Annotated in this window: 14 protein-coding genes and 1 pseudogene; 7 read left to right on the top strand and 8 right to left on the bottom strand. The window is 68.3% G+C overall.

The window, feature by feature from the left end; all coding sequences use genetic code 11:
• The first annotated feature begins 36 nt into the window (after positions 1-36).
• The 6 genes from tssJ (at position 37) to Bsp3421_RS09360 (ending at position 8755) form a co-directional block, all read left to right on the top strand.
• A complete protein-coding gene (gene tssJ, locus Bsp3421_RS09385; protein WP_273998201.1) occupies positions 37-540 on the top strand; it encodes a type VI secretion system lipoprotein TssJ in 504 nt (167 codons plus the stop codon).
• Positions 541-561: 21 nt separating this feature from the next.
• A complete protein-coding gene (gene tssK / locus Bsp3421_RS09380) occupies positions 562-1908 on the top strand; it encodes a type VI secretion system baseplate subunit TssK (RefSeq protein ID WP_273998199.1) in 1347 nt (448 codons plus the stop codon).
• Positions 1909-1955: 47 nt separating this feature from the next.
• Complete coding sequence (gene tssL, locus Bsp3421_RS09375) at positions 1956-3242, top strand: type VI secretion system protein TssL, long form (protein ID WP_443111504.1); 1287 nt, start codon at positions 1956-1958, stop codon at positions 3240-3242.
• Positions 3243-3272: 30 nt separating this feature from the next.
• Positions 3273-7199: a type VI secretion system membrane subunit TssM gene (gene tssM / locus Bsp3421_RS09370; protein ID WP_273998194.1), complete on the top strand. Its 3927-nt coding sequence runs from the start codon at positions 3273-3275 to the stop codon at positions 7197-7199.
• A gap of 132 nt (positions 7200-7331) precedes the next feature.
• A complete protein-coding gene (locus tag Bsp3421_RS09365) occupies positions 7332-7634 on the top strand; it encodes an ArsR/SmtB family transcription factor (protein WP_273998193.1) in 303 nt (100 codons plus the stop codon).
• Positions 7635-7693: 59 nt separating this feature from the next.
• On the top strand, positions 7694-8755 hold the full coding sequence (locus Bsp3421_RS09360; protein WP_273998192.1) for an alkene reductase: 1062 nt from the start codon (positions 7694-7696) through the stop codon (positions 8753-8755).
• Between the two features lie 9 nt (positions 8756-8764).
• Here Bsp3421_RS09360 and Bsp3421_RS09355 read toward each other — a convergent pair whose 3' ends face one another.
• Positions 8765-9250: a GNAT family N-acetyltransferase gene (locus Bsp3421_RS09355; protein ID WP_273998334.1), complete on the bottom strand. Its 486-nt coding sequence runs from the start codon at positions 9248-9250 to the stop codon at positions 8765-8767.
• Positions 9251-9451: 201 nt separating this feature from the next.
• On the opposite strand from Bsp3421_RS09355, the pseudogene Bsp3421_RS09350 reads away from it, so the two are divergent.
• Positions 9452-9825, top strand: a pseudogene (locus Bsp3421_RS09350) (LysE family translocator); the annotation flags it as partial.
• 268 nt (positions 9826-10093) lie between these two features.
• On the opposite strand, the gene Bsp3421_RS09340 reads toward Bsp3421_RS09350, so the two are convergent.
• From Bsp3421_RS09340 to Bsp3421_RS09310, 7 genes are all read right to left on the bottom strand, one after another.
• On the bottom strand, positions 10094-10525 hold the full coding sequence (locus Bsp3421_RS09340) for a hypothetical protein (protein ID WP_273998191.1): 432 nt from the start codon (positions 10523-10525) through the stop codon (positions 10094-10096).
• A gap of 181 nt (positions 10526-10706) precedes the next feature.
• A complete protein-coding gene (locus Bsp3421_RS09335) occupies positions 10707-10874 on the bottom strand; it encodes a hypothetical protein (RefSeq protein ID WP_337995276.1) in 168 nt (55 codons plus the stop codon).
• A 209-nt stretch (positions 10875-11083) separates the two neighbouring features.
• A complete protein-coding gene (locus tag Bsp3421_RS09330; protein ID WP_252986970.1) occupies positions 11084-11407 on the bottom strand; it encodes a hypothetical protein in 324 nt (107 codons plus the stop codon).
• A 161-nt stretch (positions 11408-11568) separates the two neighbouring features.
• Positions 11569-12771 carry a porin gene (locus Bsp3421_RS09325; RefSeq protein WP_273998188.1) on the bottom strand — a complete coding sequence of 401 codons (1203 nt, stop codon included), beginning with the start codon at positions 12769-12771 and terminating at the stop codon, positions 11569-11571.
• A 131-nt stretch (positions 12772-12902) separates the two neighbouring features.
• Entirely contained in the window at positions 12903-13847 is a 945-nt protein-coding gene (locus Bsp3421_RS09320) for a helix-turn-helix domain-containing protein (RefSeq protein WP_273998186.1), read from the bottom strand.
• Positions 13848-13926: 79 nt separating this feature from the next.
• A complete protein-coding gene (locus tag Bsp3421_RS09315) occupies positions 13927-14529 on the bottom strand; it encodes a DUF3156 family protein (protein ID WP_273998185.1) in 603 nt (200 codons plus the stop codon).
• Between the two features lie 8 nt (positions 14530-14537).
• Positions 14538-16034 carry an APC family permease gene (locus tag Bsp3421_RS09310; protein WP_273998184.1) on the bottom strand — a complete coding sequence of 499 codons (1497 nt, stop codon included), beginning with the start codon at positions 16032-16034 and terminating at the stop codon, positions 14538-14540.
• Positions 16035-16114 lie beyond the last annotated feature (80 nt).

Genomic DNA, 16114 nt, shown 5'->3' with positions numbered 1-16114 from the left:
TGCGCCCGCCCCGATCCATTCCACCTGGTCACTGGCATGCGTCCGATCTCTCCTGTCTGCGGGTTCGCCTGCGCGCTCGCGCTCGCCGCGTGCGCGAACGGCGCACCCGCGGCGAAGCAAACGATCCGTCTCGACCTCGTCGTGAACGCCGCGCCGACCGTCAACCCGGACGACCGCAACCGCGCCGCGCCGATCGTCGTCAGCCTCTACCAGCTGAAGACCGACGGCGCCTTTCGCGCGGCCGATTTCTTCTCGCTGCAGGACAAGGACCGGACGGTGCTCGCGGACGATCTCGCGAGCCGCGACCGGTTCCAGCTGCGGCCCGGCGAGCACCGGACGATCCGCCGCGACCAGGACCCGGCCGCCACAGCGCTCGGCGTCGTCGCGGCTTACCGCGACCTGCCGCATTCGGTCTGGCGCGCGGTCTATCCGCTGCCCGCCGCGCCGGATGCGAAGTGGTATCGCTTCTCGTCGCCGCGCGTGAAACTGAACATCGACCTCGACACCCATGCGATCAACGTCACCGAAACCGCAAAATGACCCGAACGGCGGAACGCAATCATGAGCTGGACTAACAAGGTGGTCTGGAGCGAGGGCCTGTTCATGCGCCCGCAACTGTTCCAGCAGCAGGAACGCTACCTGGAGCAGTACGCGCACAAGCGCGCGGCGCCGCTCTCGCCGTTCTTCTTCGGCTTCAGTCACTACAGCCTCGACACCGAGGCGCCGGCGCTCGGCAAGATCATCGTCAAATCGGCGAGCGGCGTGTTCGCCGACGGCACGCCGTTCGACGCGCCGGGCAGCACCCCGCCGCCCGCGCCGCTGACGATCCGGCCCGAGCACCTGGACCAGCTGATCTATCTCGCCGTGCCGATCCGCGTGCCGAACCGCGAGGAAACCACGTTCGACCATGCGGCCGAATCGCTCGCGCGCTACGTCGTGTTCGACACCGACCTGCGCGACACGAACTCGATCGGCCAGGGTCCGAAAACGGTCCAGCTCGCGAACCTGCGCTTGCGGCTGCTCCCCGAGAAGGAGTTGACGGATGCGTGGATCGGCCTCGCGCTGACCCGCGTCAAGGCGATCCGCGCGGATGCCGGCATCGAGTTGGACGATACGCTGACGCCGCCGGTGATCGGCTACGGCGCGAGCGACATGCTGAGCAGCTGGCTCGCGAAGATCCTCGATCTCACGCGCCTGCGCGCGAGCGGGCTCGCGGAGCGGCTGACCGGCGCGGACGGCCGCCCCGGCACCACGGCCGAAGTCTCGGACTACCTGCTGCTGCAGGCGCTCAATCGCTACGAGCCGTTGCTGCGGCACCTGCAGCGCGTGCCGAGCACCTCGCCCGCCGATCTCTACGCGCTGCTCATCGGCATGGCGGGCGAACTGTCCACCTACGTGCGCGTCGACACGCGCCGGCCGCTCGATTCGCATCCGCCGTACCAGCACGACGCGCCGCACCTGTGCCTGAAGCCCGTCGTCGACGATACCCATCGGCTGCTGAACGCCGTGCTGGTGCGCAGCGCGCAGAGCATCCCGCTCGCGGACCAGGGGCACGGGATGCGCAATGCGGTGGTCGATCCCGTCGACATGCAGGGCTTCAGCGCGGTCGTGCTCGCCGTGCACGCGCAGATGCCGCCCGACGTGCTGCAGCAGCAGTTCGTCGCCCAGGCGAAGGCGGGGCCGTCCGAGCGCCTGCCCGACCTGGTGCGCAGCCACCTGTCCGGCATCGGGCTCCAGGCCCTGCCGGTGCCGCCCCGGCAGCTCCCCTTCAACGCGGGCTATGTGTACTACGAGCTCGTGCGCAACGGGCCGCTGTGGGAAGAAGTGGCGCGCCACGGCGGGCTCGCGCTGCACGTCGCGGGCGATTTTCCCGCCCTGAGGCTGGAACTGTGGGGCATCCGCGGCTAGCGGAGCCGTCACGAACGAACCGGAGAAGATCAGTGAGCCAAGAAGCCTTGCATCATCCGGACGCGGCCGCTCCGGAATCGCGCGATCCCGCCGCCGCGCCCTTCGCATGGTCGGGCGGCGCGAATGCCGCAGGATCGCCTGCCGCAGGATCGCCTGCCGCAGAATCCCCCGCCGCGCGCTTCGCCGCCGTCCAGGCCGCGCGCAATCCGCTGCTGGAGGCCGCGCGTCCGCTGCTGCGCGCGCTCGCGGACATGCCCGACGGGCTCGACCGCGACGGCATCCAGCAGTTGCGGCGGCTGCTCGAACAGGAGGTCCGCATGTTCCAGCGGCTGTGCGAGCAGGCGAACATCCGCCGCGACCACATGCTCGGCGCGCGCTACTGCCTGTGCACCGCGCTCGACGAGGCCGCGATGCAGACGAGCTGGGCGCGCACGGGCGACGGCAGCCTCGGCGCGTGGATCAGCGACGGTCTCGCGACCACCTTTCACGAGGACCGGCAAGGCGGCGACAAGGTCTACCTGCTGATCGGACGGCTGATGAATGCGCCGCACGAACACCTGGACCTGCTCGAAGTCGCGTACCGGCTGCTGAGCCTCGGGTTCGAGGGCCGTTACCGTTACGAAGCCGACGGCCAGCGCAAGCACGAGACGGTGCGGCAACGGATCTACAACGCGCTGGCCGCGCAACGCGGCCCGGTCTCGGTCGCGCTGTCGCCGCACTGGCAGCCCGGCGCGCGCGGCAAGCGCCTGTCGTTCCGTGACTTCCCGGTCTGGATCACGGTCGCGGCGCTGTCGCTGATCCTGCTCGCGCTGTTCGGCTACTTCAAGTACACGCTCTCCACCCGCGCGGCCGACCTGCAAAAGGAGATCGCCGAGCTGGGCCGCATGACGCCGCCCGCCGCCGCGCCCACGCTGCGCCTGAAGAACCTGCTCGCGAACGAGATCGCGAGCGGGCTCGTGCAGGTCGACGAAAACGACCATCGCAGCACGCTGGTCTTCCGCAGCGATGCGATGTTTCCCCCTGGCGCGGCCGCCGTGAATCCCGCGATGGCGCCGCTGATCGCGACGATTGCCCGCGAGATCGCCCGCGTGCCCGGCAAGGTGACGGTGCTCGGCTACACCGACAAGCAGCCGGTGCGCAACGGCGCCTTCGCGTCGAACGCCGCGTTGTCCGAGGAGCGGGCGACCCAGGTGATGCAGATGCTGCAGGCCGCCGGCGTGCCGCCGGGTCGGCTGGAGGCGCTCGGCAAGGGCGAGGCGGAGCCGGTCGGCGACAACGGAACCGTGTCCGGCCGCGCGCTGAACCGGCGCGTCGACATCACGGTCGAGCACTGACCCCTCGCCAGACGATCCGGGAATCCCGTCATGAACAAATTCCTTTCCTTCCTGATATCGCGCCCGTTTCTGGCCTTCGCCGCCCTGCTGACCGCGGCGCTGCTGGTGTGGTTCGTCGGACCGTTCGTCACGTTCGGGGGCCTGGCGCCGCTCGCGGGCGTCGGCATCCGCGTCCTCGTGATCGCGCTGCTGCTGGGCGGCGTGCTGCTGTGGCTCGCGGAGTGGTCGATCAGCGTGGTGCCGGTCGCGCTGCTGTGCGTCTTGATCTGGCATGCAGCGCCGCTGCTCGCGTTCGGCCAGAGCGCGCCGTTCGTCGCGGCGCCGGCCCGCGCGCTGGCGATCGCCGCCGTGATCGCGCTGTATCTGCTCTACCTGCTGGTCCGGCTGCTGCGCAGGATGCGCGCGGATCCCGCGCTCCTTCACAACCTGCTCGAGTTCGGCAAGCACAAGCCCGCGTCGCCCGCTGCGGGCCGCCTCGCCAAGGTCGATGCGACGCTCGTCGGCGCGCTCGCGCGCCTGAAAGCGGTGCGCACCGGCGTGCGCGGCCTCGCCCGCCTGTTCCAGGGCAAGCGCTATCTGTACGAACTGCCGTGGTACCTGACGCTCGGCCCGGCCGGCGCGGGCAAGACCACCGCGCTCCTGAACGCCGGGCTCTCGTTCCCGATCGCGGGGCAGATGCAGCGCGCCGCGGCGTTGCTCGCGAGCCAGGACGGCACGGCGGACTGGTGGCTGACCAACGACGCCGTGCTGATCGACACCGCGGGCCATTACACGCAGCACGGCTCGTCGCGTCATGCGCTGCCGCGTCAGCCTGCCCCCGACGAGCCCGCGGATCCGGCCGACGCCGACGACTCGTGGCGGCATCGGGTCGACGCGGACGAATGGCACGGCTTCCTGCGCCTGCTGCGCAAGCATCGTCCGCGCACGCCGATCAACGGCGCGCTGTTGACCCTCGATGTCGGCGAACTGGCCAGCGCCGACGAGCGCGCGCGCCACGCGCAGGCCGCCGCGTTGCGCGCCCGTCTCGCCGAGCTGCGCGCCGGGCTGGGCATCCGCTTCCCCGTCTACCTGCTGATCACCAAGATGGACCAGCTGCCCGGCTTCGTCGAGTACTTCGGTTCGCTGACCACGGAGGGCCGCGCGCAGCCGTGGGGCTTCACGCTGCCGTACGGCACCGAGACCATCGCGAACGACGGCCTCCACGCGCGCTGCGCGGACGAGCTGGACGCCCTGGCCGCGCGCGTCGCCGCGGGCGTCAACGCGCGCCTGCTGGAAGAGCACGACACGGCCCGGCGGCGCCGCCTGACCCTGCTGGCCGAGGAATTCCTCGTGCTGACGCGCCCACTCGCCGAGCTGATCGACCAGGTCTTCCTCGACTCGCGCTACGACGACACGCAACACCATTCGACGCTGCGCGGCGTGTATTTCACGAGCGCCGCGCAAACCGGCGAACAGGTCGCCGCCGATCCGCACACCGTCGCGCAGCGGCTCGCGGCCGCGCCCGGACGCGCGAGCGCCGCGCCCGCCCCGCCGCACGAAGGCAATCAGAGCTTTTTCCTGCACGATCTGCTGACCCGCCTGGTGGTGCCGGACGCGCATCTCGTGCAGCCGAACCTGCGCTGGGAATACCGGTTCCGCACACTCGGCATCGCGGGCCATGCGCTCGCGCTGCTGCTGTTCGTCTGGCTCGCGCTCGGCCTGCGCGTCAGCGCCGGCAACAACAGCGACTATCTCGATGCGATCGGCCGCAAGACCGCCGCGCTCACGGCACGCGTCAGCCAGCTGTACAAGACCCCGCATCCCGAAGCCGTGCCCGACGTGCTGAGCGACGCGGCCCGCCTGGCCGCCTATACCGGGCTCGACCTGTCGGCGCCGGACGGCGCATGGCGCTACGGCCTGTACACGCCGCCCGGGATCGTCGCGGAAAGCCGCCGCACCTACGATGCGCTCGAAGACAACCTGTTGATGCCGCAGATCGTGAAGCGGATCGAGACGGTTCTCGAACAGGGCATCGTCACCCGCGATCCCAAGCTCACCTACGGCGCGCTGCGCGTCTACCTGATGCTGTACGACAAGCAACGCTTCGACGCCGCGCAGGTGCAGGCCTGGGTGCTCGACGACTGGGCCGGCACCGACAGCGCCGCGGTCTACGGCAGCCGTGCGTCGATGATCACGCACGTCGGGCAGCTGTTTTCCGGCGGGCGCATCGTGCAATCGCCGCTGATCCGCAACGACGCGCTGATCCAGCAGGCGCGCACGCTCCTCAACGGCACCAACGCGACCGAACGGCTCTACGAACGGGCCAAATCGGCGATGCAGGCGAGCGCGCCGGACGATTTCACGCTGATCCGGGCCGTCGGGCCGCAAGCCGGGACCGTCTTCACGCGTGCGAGCGGCGCGCCGCTCGCGCACGGCGTGCCCGGGCTGTTCACCTACGACGGATACTGGCGCCTGTTCGACAAGCGCCTGCCCGAATTCGTGCAGATCGCGCGCGACGACGACGCCTGGGCGATGGGCCGCGCCGATCTGAACGACGCTCAAAAAAAAACGACGGCGTTCGCGCGCGCGGTCGCCGCACCGGATGATCCGCTGACCGAGGCCATCCGCCGGCAATACCTGCAGGAATATGTGCAGCAATGGGATGCGTTCCTCGCCGACATCCGCACCGTGAGCGGTACGAGCCTCGCCTTCAATCTGCTGGTGCTGCGCGGCTTCGTCGCGCCGGACTCGCCGCTCGTGCGGCTCGCGCGCGCGGCGGTGCGCGAGACCACCCTCACCCGGCCGGTCGTCGCGACCGAGCGCGACGCGCTGCAAAAAGCCGGCGGCGCGGCGGTGGTCAAGGCGCTCGACGCGCACGTCGACGCCCGCCTGGAACGCACGCTCGTCGACGACCATTTCGCCCTGCTGCGCGACCTCGTGACGGGTGACGCCGACCTGCCCGCGGGCATCCGCCCCGCGGCCGCGCCGGCCGGGAAAACCGGGCTCGACGGCGTGACGAGCCAGCTGAACGACTATTACACGGCCCTGACCGTTGCGAACGAAGCGCTGTCCAACAACAGCGTGCCGCCGCCGATCGATGCCGCGGCCAAACTGCAGATGACCGCCGACGCGATGCCCGCGCCGCTGCGCGCCGTGCTGCTCGAACTGACGCAGCAGGGATCGCGCGAGGTCAACCGGGGCATCGGGCTGCTGTTGTCGCGACAGCTGGAGGCGACGATCGGCGATACCTGCCGGCTCGCGATCGCCGGCAACTTTCCGTTCTCCGCCGACAGCCGCCGCGACGTCGGCATCGACGACTTCACGCGGGTCTTCGCGCAAGGCGGCCTCCTCGACGACTTCTTCGTGAAGACGCTCGCCCCGTTCGTCGACACGTCCACGCGACCGTGGCGCTACCGGACGCTGCCTGGCGCCACCGAGCCCGTACAGGGACCGGATCTCGAACCGTTCCAGCAGGCCAAGGCGATCCGCGACGTGTTCTTCAGCGATCCCGGCCAGAAGCAGCTTGCGTGGAAGATCGACCTGCGCGTGCCGGAACTCGATCCGTCGATCACGAGCCTCGCGATCGACGTCGACGGACAGACGATGCTCTACCAGCACGGCCCGGTCGCGCCACGCACGATGAACTGGCCGGGACCGCGCGGCGGCGCGCATGTGGACGTCACGGCCGAGCCGCGGATCCGGCCCGATACCTCGACGCTGTCGGCGGATGGTCCCTGGGCGCTGCTGCGGCTGCTGCAAAAGGGCCGCGTGATCGAGACCGCGACGCCCGGACGCACGCGCATCGCGCTCGATTTCGACGACCGGCGCGCCGTGCTCGATATCGCGAGCCCCGGCACCGCCGCGAATCCCCTGACGAGCCCCGTGCTGAAGGCATTCCACTGCCCGGCGTCGATGCCGACCTTCAGCCTGACGGATACCGGCCCCCCGCCGGGATTGCCGCGCGGCGGGCTGCGTTGAGCCCTTGACGGAAGCCGGCCGCGTCGAGGCCGGTATCCCTACCCCGACCAATGTCTTTCGACATATCGCGATATCCCGATATATGATTCGGAAACCAACGATACACGTATTCCAGCGATTGAACCTGTCCCCATGACGATCGACACCGACGCCATCCACAAAGCGCTTGCCAATCCGGTCCGCCGCGAGATTCTCGCGTGGCTGAAGGAACCCGAACGGTACTTCAACGCGCAGACGCATCCGTTTCACGACGGCGTTTGCGCGGGCCAGATCGACGCGCGCTGCGGCCTGTCGCAATCGACCGTGTCCGCCCATCTGGCCACGCTGCAGCGGGCCGGGCTGATCACGTCGACGCGCGTCGGCCAGTGGGCCTTCTTCAAACGCGACGAACCCGTGATCCAGGCGTTTCTCGACGAACTGCACCGCGGCCTGTGACGCCAGCCGGCCCCGCCTGTATGCGGGCGTGCCGTTCCACTTGATAAGAGGTCCTTACCATGCCGTCCCTGTTCGATCCCCTGACCGTCGGCGATCTCACGCTGCCGAACCGCATCATCATGGCGCCGCTGACGCGCGCCCGCGCCGGCGAGGCGCGCCTGCCCAACGCGCTGATGGCCCGCTACTACGCGGAGCGCGCGTCGGCCGGCCTGATCCTCAGCGAGGCCACTTCAGTCACGCCGCAAGGCGTCGGCTACGCCGAGACGCCCGGCATCTGGTCGCAAGAGCAGGTCGAAGGGTGGAAGCTCGTGACGGACGCCGTGCATCAGGCCGGCGGCCGGATCTTCCTGCAGCTGTGGCACGTCGGCCGGGTCTCCGACCCTGTGTTCCTCGACGGCGAACTGCCCGTCGCGCCGAGCGCGATCGCACCGAAGGGCCATGTGAGCCTCGTGCGTCCGGAGCGGCCGTACGTGACGCCGCGCGCGCTCGAACTCGACGAGATCCCGGGCGTGGTGGCCGCCTACCGGCGCGGCGCCGAGAATGCGAAGGCAGCCGGCTTCGACGGCGTCGAGGTGCACGGCGCGAACGGCTACCTGCTCGACCAATTCCTGCAGGACAGCACGAACCACCGCACCGACGCCTACGGCGGCTCGATCGAGAACCGCGCGCGGCTGCTGCTCGAAGTGGTCGACGCGGCGATCGACGTGTGGGGCGCGCAACGCGTTGGCGTGCACCTCGCGCCGCGCGGCGACGCGCACACGATGGGCGATTCCGATCCGCTCGCGACCTTCGGCTATGTCGCCCGCGAGCTGGGGCGCCGCAAGATCGCGTTCCTGTTCGCCCGCGAGTCGTTCGGCAACGAACCTATCGGTCCGCAGTTGAAGCAGGCGTTCGGCGGCCCGTTCATCGCGAACGAGAGCTTCACGCTCGACGGCGCGCAGCAGGCGCTCGCGTCCGGCGAAGCCGACGCGGTGGCCTGGGGCAAGCTGTTCATCGCGAATCCGGATCTGCCGCGCCGCTTCGAACTGAACGCGCCGCTCAACCAGCCGAACCCGGCGACCTTCTACGCGAAGGGCGAAACCGGCTACGTCGACTACCCGGCGCTCGACAGCGCCGCGTAACGGCGCGCGTCAGGCCGCGCGCGCGTCCAGCGCGCGGTGCATGAAGACCCGCCGCGATTCGTCGAGGCCGCCCGCGACATGCGCGGCGCGCACCGTGACGAGCAGCGGGTCGAGCGCATCGTCGGCCAGGATCGAGAAGCCGAGGCGGCTGTAGTACGGCGCGTTCCAGGGCGCGTCGCGGAACGTCGACAGCACCAGTGCCGACGCCCCCGTCCCGCGGCCACGCGCCGCGACCGCCTCGATCAGGTCCGCGCCGATGCGCCGGCCCGCGCAGGCGGGCAGCACATCCAGTTCCTCCAGATAAAGCCGCGCGGGGTCCAGCATCCGGTAGATCGCGAACGCGACGAGCGTGTCCGTTTCGTCGACGGCCGCCAGCGCGCGGCCGGCCTCGATGCGCGCGAGCAGGTCGGCGCGGCCGGTCGGCGGGCTCTCGGCGATGTGCGACATGCCGATCGCGTGGAAACGCTGCGCGGCGGCCGCCTCGACGGCGGCCATCGCGTCGGCTTCGCGCGGCAACGCGGCGCGGATGCGGATCGAGGGGGACAAGGGAAGCTCGGCCAAGGTGCGGTCATCCTGTGAGTCGGAACGGACGCACTATAATCAATTCCTTCGATCATTCGCAGCCCCGCGTCGCACATTTCGTCGCGCGCGCTGCGCGATGTCCTTCGTTTCCCGCCCACCGAGCCGCATGCCGCCATGGCCGCATCGAGCCTCGCCGCCCTCGCCTTCTCCTTCGCCCTCATCGCCATGGGCTGCACGCCCGGCCCGAGCATTGCCGCGCTGGCCGCGCGCGTGCTGACCAACGGTTTCGCGACGTGCTGCCGTTTCTCGCGGCGACGTGGATCGGCGAGGTGCTGTGGCTCACGCTCGCGGTGGCGGGTTTGTCGGTGTTCGCGCGCACGTTCTCGACGGGGCTGTTGGTGCTGAAGCTCGCGGGCGTCGGCTACCTGCTGTTCCTGGCCTGGAAGATGTGGTCGGCGCCGGCCGAGGCCGGCGCGGGCGACCTGCCGCAGGCGCGCTCGCCGTGGCGAATGTTCGTCGCGGGGATGCTGGTCACGCTCGGCAAGCCATGATCTGACGGCGGTGGTGGACTGGGCAAGCCGCAAGGTTCTCTCGCACCGGGTGGCGATCACGCTGGAAGCCGTACATGCCGTCGAAGCATTGGAAGAAGCGTTCGCCCGTGCGGGCTTTCGGTTTGCGTGACATAAACGCTCCTGTGTGGCGTCATGTTATGCCCGAAACACGAAATGTCGCGTCATACAGACGACGTTTCGTTACCGAACGACACGCAGTCCACATCTTTAGCATGAATTCAAAAAAAATTCAAAATCACCCAATCTACTTCAGTATGTTATAACGACCTGAATTCTGGCGAATATCTGGTTTGATAGCACCCTGCCACTGCGTGGTCACGAGAGTACCAGAAAAATCAGTCAAGCATACCAGCGTAACTGTATAATCAGAAATCTGCCCATCAAAATTTTCCTTCATTCTCAATTGACCGACATTGGGAGCCAAAGCACTGTATTGATAAGCCCCTCGAACGCTTTGTCCAGTCTGAAGAATCTTGAGATCATACACGCCATTACCAAAATCAACCTTCAAAACACTTCCGGCATTCGGGTTTTGTGGTGAGTACTGATCATCAACAACATTAACGAAAGTCCTTCCCGCCACCGTCATCGGCACCCTGCAGTCGGCTCCAGCGTTAGATACGACAACAAATGCAGCGAAACACAAAAACGGCTTGAATAAATTTTTTTCGCTCAATTTTCAATTCCAATTAACAAAAAATAAAATCACATCGAAAACATGATTTTTCGGCTTCATTACAACTCACAAAGAACAATATCGATATCCGGGTAAACCCTAAATCAATCCGTTCGCATGCCTAACACATCCGTCACTGCATCCCGCAGGAATCTACGCCCTGCGCCCGGTTACGGCGCGGTCATTTCATCGGGAAATATTCATTCTCGTAGCGCTCGATCAGGATCGCCAAGATCTCCAATTCGTCGCCTTCCCGGGTGCCAGGCGCCGGATCGGCATCGATGAGAACAGACACCGCCTTCAAAGCAGTATCGTAATCGGCCTCGTTTCGAATCGGGTGAATGTTCATCTCATGACTCCATGCGGTACCCATGAAACGCGCGCCACGGCAACGCCTGCATCACCCCGTGCGCCACATCAGGCAAATACCCCGCGAATCCGGAAATCCCGCCGGCTCAAGCTCGAACGGCATGCCTCGTTCGCAGGGCGCCCCAACGGCAACGATGAAGCGCACCGGTTGAAAAAAAACCGACACGCGCTCGTGCCAAGCCCCGTGCCTCAGGGCGTCAGCACGAGCCGATCCGGCGCGGACTGCGCGTTGAACGGCGTGGCCGGCGGATTGCCCTGAATCGTGCGCCGCGCATACTCCAGCGCGGCAAGCGCGCTTCCGGCCGCGTGCCCCAATCCGCGCTGACGGATCTGCTCGCGGGCGAAATCGTCGCGATCGAGCACGTTGACCATCGCGTCGAGATACCGCAACGCTTCGGGATCGGTCGTGGCGCTGTTGTACAAGGTGACTCGGCCGGCCAGGCCGAACACATGATCCAGATTGACGAATGCCGGATCGTTTGCAACGTGCGAAATATCGATGAACGGTCTCATGATCTCTCCAGGTAAGGATGCTGCCTGGAAAGCATAGGACCGCCGGGATCGCGCATGAACGAGGGAAAAGTCACGGCCGGCGTAACGGGTCGTACTGCGTGAGGCGGCGTGAGGCGGCGGGGGGCGCCGATTCGCCTCCCGCCGCCTCTCCCCCTTCACGCTCAGAAGTCCATCTTGATCCCCGCCATCAACGCCAGTTGCCGATTCGAATTGCTGTTGTTCAGCACCGGAATCTGCGCGTAGTCCGCCGGTTCGCCGTCCGCCCCCGTACCCAGCCCGCGTCCCGATGCGATCTGCCCGATCGCGACCGCATACAGCGCGGTCCGCTTCGACAGGCTGTAGTTCGCGCCGAGATTGACCTGATGGAAGCGCGTCGCCGCCACGCCGTCGGGTTTCGCGCGATTGAAGATGTACGCGAGGCCGCCGCGCAGCGCGGGCGTGAACGCATACGTCGCATTCAGCTCCGCGATGTCGAACACCACCGTGTCGCCGCGCGGCCGCGCGCTGCTCGCGAAGAACGCGCTGTCGCCGAGCCGCGTATGCGTATAGGTCAGCGCCACCGTGGCGCCGCCGAACGTGACGGAACCGCCCACGCCCAGCACCTTCAGCGACTGCGCGTCCTGCAGGCTGCAATACATCGCGCCCGGATTCGCGCACGAGAAATCGCCGATATAGCCGTTCGCGCCGCCCAGCGCCGCGTCGAGCGGCTGCCGCAGGTTCATGTAGCCGGCGCTCAGCGAGAACGGCGCGCGATTATAGGCGGCCGCCAGCGCATACCCGCGCTTCGCCGCGAAGTTGCCCGCCTGCCCGCCGAGACTGAACGTGCCGCCGAACGTGAACCCGTTGAAATCGACGCTCGTGAACTTCAGCGCGTTGTTGAAATTGAACGCGGCGTTCAGGTTGTCGACGTCGCCCAGATGCGAACCATAAGGCGTCGACCAGCTGTTGCTCGACACGTACGCGCCGAGGAAATCGGTATATGAATCGTACTGGCGCCCCAGCCCGAGCGTGCCGACCGCGTCGTTGCGCAACCCGACCCAGGCCTGCCGGCTGAACGCCGCGCCGCTCTGCAGTTCCTGCCCGCTCGCGGACAGGAACTGCTGCTCCAGCTGGAACGCCGCCTTCCAGCCGCCCCCCAGGTCCTCCGTGCCCTGCAGCCCCCAGCGCGACGGCACCAGATTGCCGCCGCCCATCTGCCACGCGGGGCCGCCGTGCGTCGAGCCGTCGGCCCGCGTGGTCTGCTGGCTGCTCGAATAGATGATGCCCGTGTCCACCGTGCCGTACAGCGTCACGCTGCTCTGCGCGTGCGCGGCCGTGGCCAACGCGCCCGCCATCCCGGCCGCGACCCATGCTCCGATCTTCATGTCCCATCCCCATTGAATCCGTTGCTTTGCAGTGCAAATCAACAGTGCTGATTGAAGGTGTGATGGGACTCTATCCAGCGAAAAAAACCCTCTATATCCCAAATCGGCAAATGCATGCGCGCGACGCGCCGTCACGCGGCGCGCAACGTTTGCGAGGGCAATTCGCCGAACAGGTCGCGGTATTCGCGCGCGAAATAGCCGAGATGGGTAAACCCCCAGCGCGCCGCGGCCTCGCCGACGCACAGATCTTCCACCCCGGTCGTGCGCAGCAGCCGGCGCACCGCGTTGAGGCGGATCGTGCGCAGGTACGTGACGGGCGTCACGTCGGCGACGCGCTGGAAGCTCGTCTGCAGCGTACGGCGGCTGCAGCGCAGCGCGCGGCACAGTTCGAGCACCGTCACCGGCTCCTCGGGCCGCTCGCGCAGGTAGCGCTCGCAGCGCCGCACGATGTCGCTGTAGGTGGCGTGCGTGATGTCGCGCCGCTCGTCGCCGACCGCGCCCGCGAGGAAGTCGAGGAACACACCGAGCATGGTGTCGCGGAACATGCGACGGGTGGCCGCGTATTCGAGCCAGGCCGGGCTGCGCTGCGCATCGTCGATGCACGACGACAGCCGGCCGCCCAGCGCCAGCCCCTGCTCTCCGGTCAGGCGGATCACGTGCCGCAGCCGGCGGCCCTCGCCCATGCCCATGCCCAGCTCGACCTCGCACTGCTCGTCGATCATGTCGGAGCCCGCGCTGATCCCGACGAGCCGCATCCCCTCCGGCGTATGGAATTCGAAATCCTCTCCCGCGCGCAGCGCCAGCAGCGCGTAGCCGTCGACCTGCTGCCCCTGGAAGGTGCCGATCAGCGGCGCGAGCAGCGGCACGGCGAGCGAGGTGCTCGACGCGGGCGCCGTGCCCGTCTGCGCGACGCGCCGGTTCAGGGTCTCGCGGAAGAAATGGAAGTCGTCGTACAGCACCTGCGTCACCGTGCCCTTGAAGCGCCCGGGCGTCATCTGACGATAGGTCTGGTGCCAGCCCGCGACCGCGAGCCCGTGGTCGTGGACGTCTTCGAGTGAGCGCGACTGGAACAGCATGGGTGTCTCCGGTGAGAGCCTCGCCCGCCGCGCGGGCGGGCGGCTTGCGCGGCATGCGTCACGCACGGCTTGAACCGCGTCAAATTTGCGCGAGCCCGGCGGCGAAGGCCTGGAACGCCGCCAGCAGCGCCGCGCGCTGCGCATCCGTCACGCGGATATAGCGCCGGAACGACGGCATCCGGCTCACCACTTCGCTGCCGCCGAACGGCACGACGCACAGCGTCCAGCCGTGCGCATCCGCGTCGATCGCACAGTATGTCAGATCGAGCGCCGCGAGCGCCCGCCCCAGTGCGGCGGTATCGAGCAGCGCGGCCACGCGGCGCGCGAACGCGTCGTCCGCATCGGGTCCGAGCCGCGCGGCGACGCCGGTACGCCGCCACCAGCCCTGCTGGCCGATCGTCGCGCGCCCGCGCGCGGCCGGCCCCGGTACCTTCAGGCTCAGGCGCACCAGCACCGTGTGCATCAGGAACTGGCGCTCGACGCACTCCTCCGCCGCCAGCGCGAGGCCGCCGTCCAGCGTCAACCGCCCGCGCGCGGCGACGACGCCGTCCGCTTCGCACGACGCCGCCTGCAGATCGCGCGCCACCCGTGCGAGCGTCGCGCCCGCGCGATAGCCCGGCGCCGGCCCCGGCGCGAACCAGCGCCGCCAGCCGCGCGGCTGCGCTGCGCCCGATTCGGACACGGCGGACCTCACGCGCGCGCCACGTGCTCGTTGCGCAGCACTTCCTCGACCGGCACCGGCCGGAACGGATGCTTGCGCTGCACGACCACGGTCCAGAACAGCGCGTAGAGCGCGGTCAGGCCGAGCATCGCGCCGAACGGCACGTAGATGTCGCGGCTGTTCATGCCGGGCGGCGCGATATACCAGATCGCCAATACGATCCCGACGCTCGACACGATCTGCGGCAACGGAAACCACGGCGACCGGTACGGCCGCGCGAGATCCGGCCGGCGGATCCGCAGCATCACGACCGACAGCGTGACGAGCAGGTAGGCGGTGCCCCAGGCGCAGGTCGCCGCGAGCACGAGGTGCAGGATGCTGTCGAGGTTGCCGCGGATCAGCCACGCATGCGTGATCGGCACCAGCGCCGCGACGACGATCCCGACCACCGGCGTGCGAAAGCGCGGATGCAGGTAGGCGAAGCACTTCGGCAGCGCGCCGTCGATCGCCATCCCGTACAGGATGCGCGGCAGGCCGGCCATCAGCGTGTTGATCGTCGCCGCGCCCGCGAACAGGAACGCGACGCCGAACCAGATCCGCCCGAACGGCCCGAGCACCTGCAGCGCGAACGCCGGGATCGCGCCCGGCGTGTCGAGCAGGTGCGTGAGCCCGTCCGCGCTGACCGCGACGTTCGGCACCTGGCGCTTGATCGCCGCGCCGTAGATGAACATGCACACCGCGACGCCGAGCAGCCCGAGCGCCATCGCGCGCGGGATGGTGCGGCCCGGCGCGCGCATTTCCGGCGCGAGCGGCGTGACGAATTCGCAGCCGACGAACATGAACATCGCCATGCCGACGAGCGACAGCACCGCGGGCGCCGACGCGCCGATCTCGGAGCGGCCGAACCAGCCGTCGAGCGGCACCGCCGGCGCGGCGACGAGCCCGAGCACGCCGAAGGTCAGCAGCGACAGCCACATGCCGGCCGTCAGCACGATCTCGAGCCGGCTGAACACGCGGATGCCGATGATGTTGGTGCACGCGAACAGGACGACGAGGCCGACGCCGACGAGCCAGGAACTGTTGTGCCGTTCGAGCGCGGCGTTCAGCGATTCGAAGTTGACGAGCGCCATGATGCCGCTCAGGATCGTCTCGGCCGTGCCGGCGAACACGTGGACGAGGAAATACGCGGAGATCGTGCCGGTGATCGCGAAGAAGCGGCCGAGGCCGCACGACAGGTAGTCGTAAACCGAGCCCGCCGTCGGCAGCATCGCCGCCGCCTCGGAGAAGGTCGTCGCCTGCGCCTGCATCATCACGAACGCGATCAGCATCGCGACCGCGAAGGCCCAGCCGCCCATGCCGAAGCCCGAGGTGGCGGTGAGGATCACCGGGCTTGCCATGATGAGGCCGACGGCGCTCGCGAGCGCCGTCGGGAAACCGACCGCGCCGGCGGCGAGCGCCGCCTGAGCGCCGCCCGCCTGCGCCGGGGCTGCGGCCGGCGCGCTGGAATACCCTGGTGAACCCGACATGGTCGTCTCCCTGATTGTGTCGTCCGATGTCGAGACCATACGGAGGCCAATATTCCCGCGCATAGCGCAAATTGGCAAAC

Source organism: Burkholderia sp. FERM BP-3421, from assembly GCF_028657905.1.
In the GTDB taxonomy this organism is placed as follows: domain Bacteria; phylum Pseudomonadota; class Gammaproteobacteria; order Burkholderiales; family Burkholderiaceae; genus Burkholderia.
Note: the sequence above shows the minus strand (reverse complement) of the source record. Positions and strands in the feature narration are given on the sequence as shown.

Excerpts from the sequence above, each read along its gene's own strand:
- tssM (WP_273998194.1), top strand. The coding sequence starts at position 3,273 with ATGAACAAATTCCTTTCCTTCCTGATATCGCGCCCGTTTCTGGCCTTC.
- Bsp3421_RS09325 (WP_273998188.1), bottom strand. The coding sequence starts at position 12,771 with ATGAAGATCGGAGCATGGGTCGCGGCCGGGATGGCGGGCGCGTTGGCC.
- Bsp3421_RS09330 (WP_252986970.1), bottom strand. The coding sequence starts at position 11,407 with ATGAGACCGTTCATCGATATTTCGCACGTTGCAAACGATCCGGCATTC.
- tssJ (WP_273998201.1), top strand. The coding sequence starts at position 37 with ATGCGTCCGATCTCTCCTGTCTGCGGGTTCGCCTGCGCGCTCGCGCTC.
- Bsp3421_RS09360 (WP_273998192.1), top strand. The coding sequence starts at position 7,694 with ATGCCGTCCCTGTTCGATCCCCTGACCGTCGGCGATCTCACGCTGCCG.
- Bsp3421_RS09365 (WP_273998193.1), top strand. The coding sequence starts at position 7,332 with ATGACGATCGACACCGACGCCATCCACAAAGCGCTTGCCAATCCGGTC.
- Bsp3421_RS09320 (WP_273998186.1), bottom strand. The coding sequence starts at position 13,847 with ATGCTGTTCCAGTCGCGCTCACTCGAAGACGTCCACGACCACGGGCTC.
- Bsp3421_RS09335 (WP_337995276.1), bottom strand. The coding sequence starts at position 10,874 with ATGAACATTCACCCGATTCGAAACGAGGCCGATTACGATACTGCTTTG.
- Bsp3421_RS09355 (WP_273998334.1), bottom strand. The coding sequence starts at position 9,250 with ATGGCCGCCGTCGAGGCGGCCGCCGCGCAGCGTTTCCACGCGATCGGC.
- Bsp3421_RS09310 (WP_273998184.1), bottom strand. The coding sequence starts at position 16,034 with ATGTCGGGTTCACCAGGGTATTCCAGCGCGCCGGCCGCAGCCCCGGCG.
- tssK (WP_273998199.1), top strand. The coding sequence starts at position 562 with ATGAGCTGGACTAACAAGGTGGTCTGGAGCGAGGGCCTGTTCATGCGC.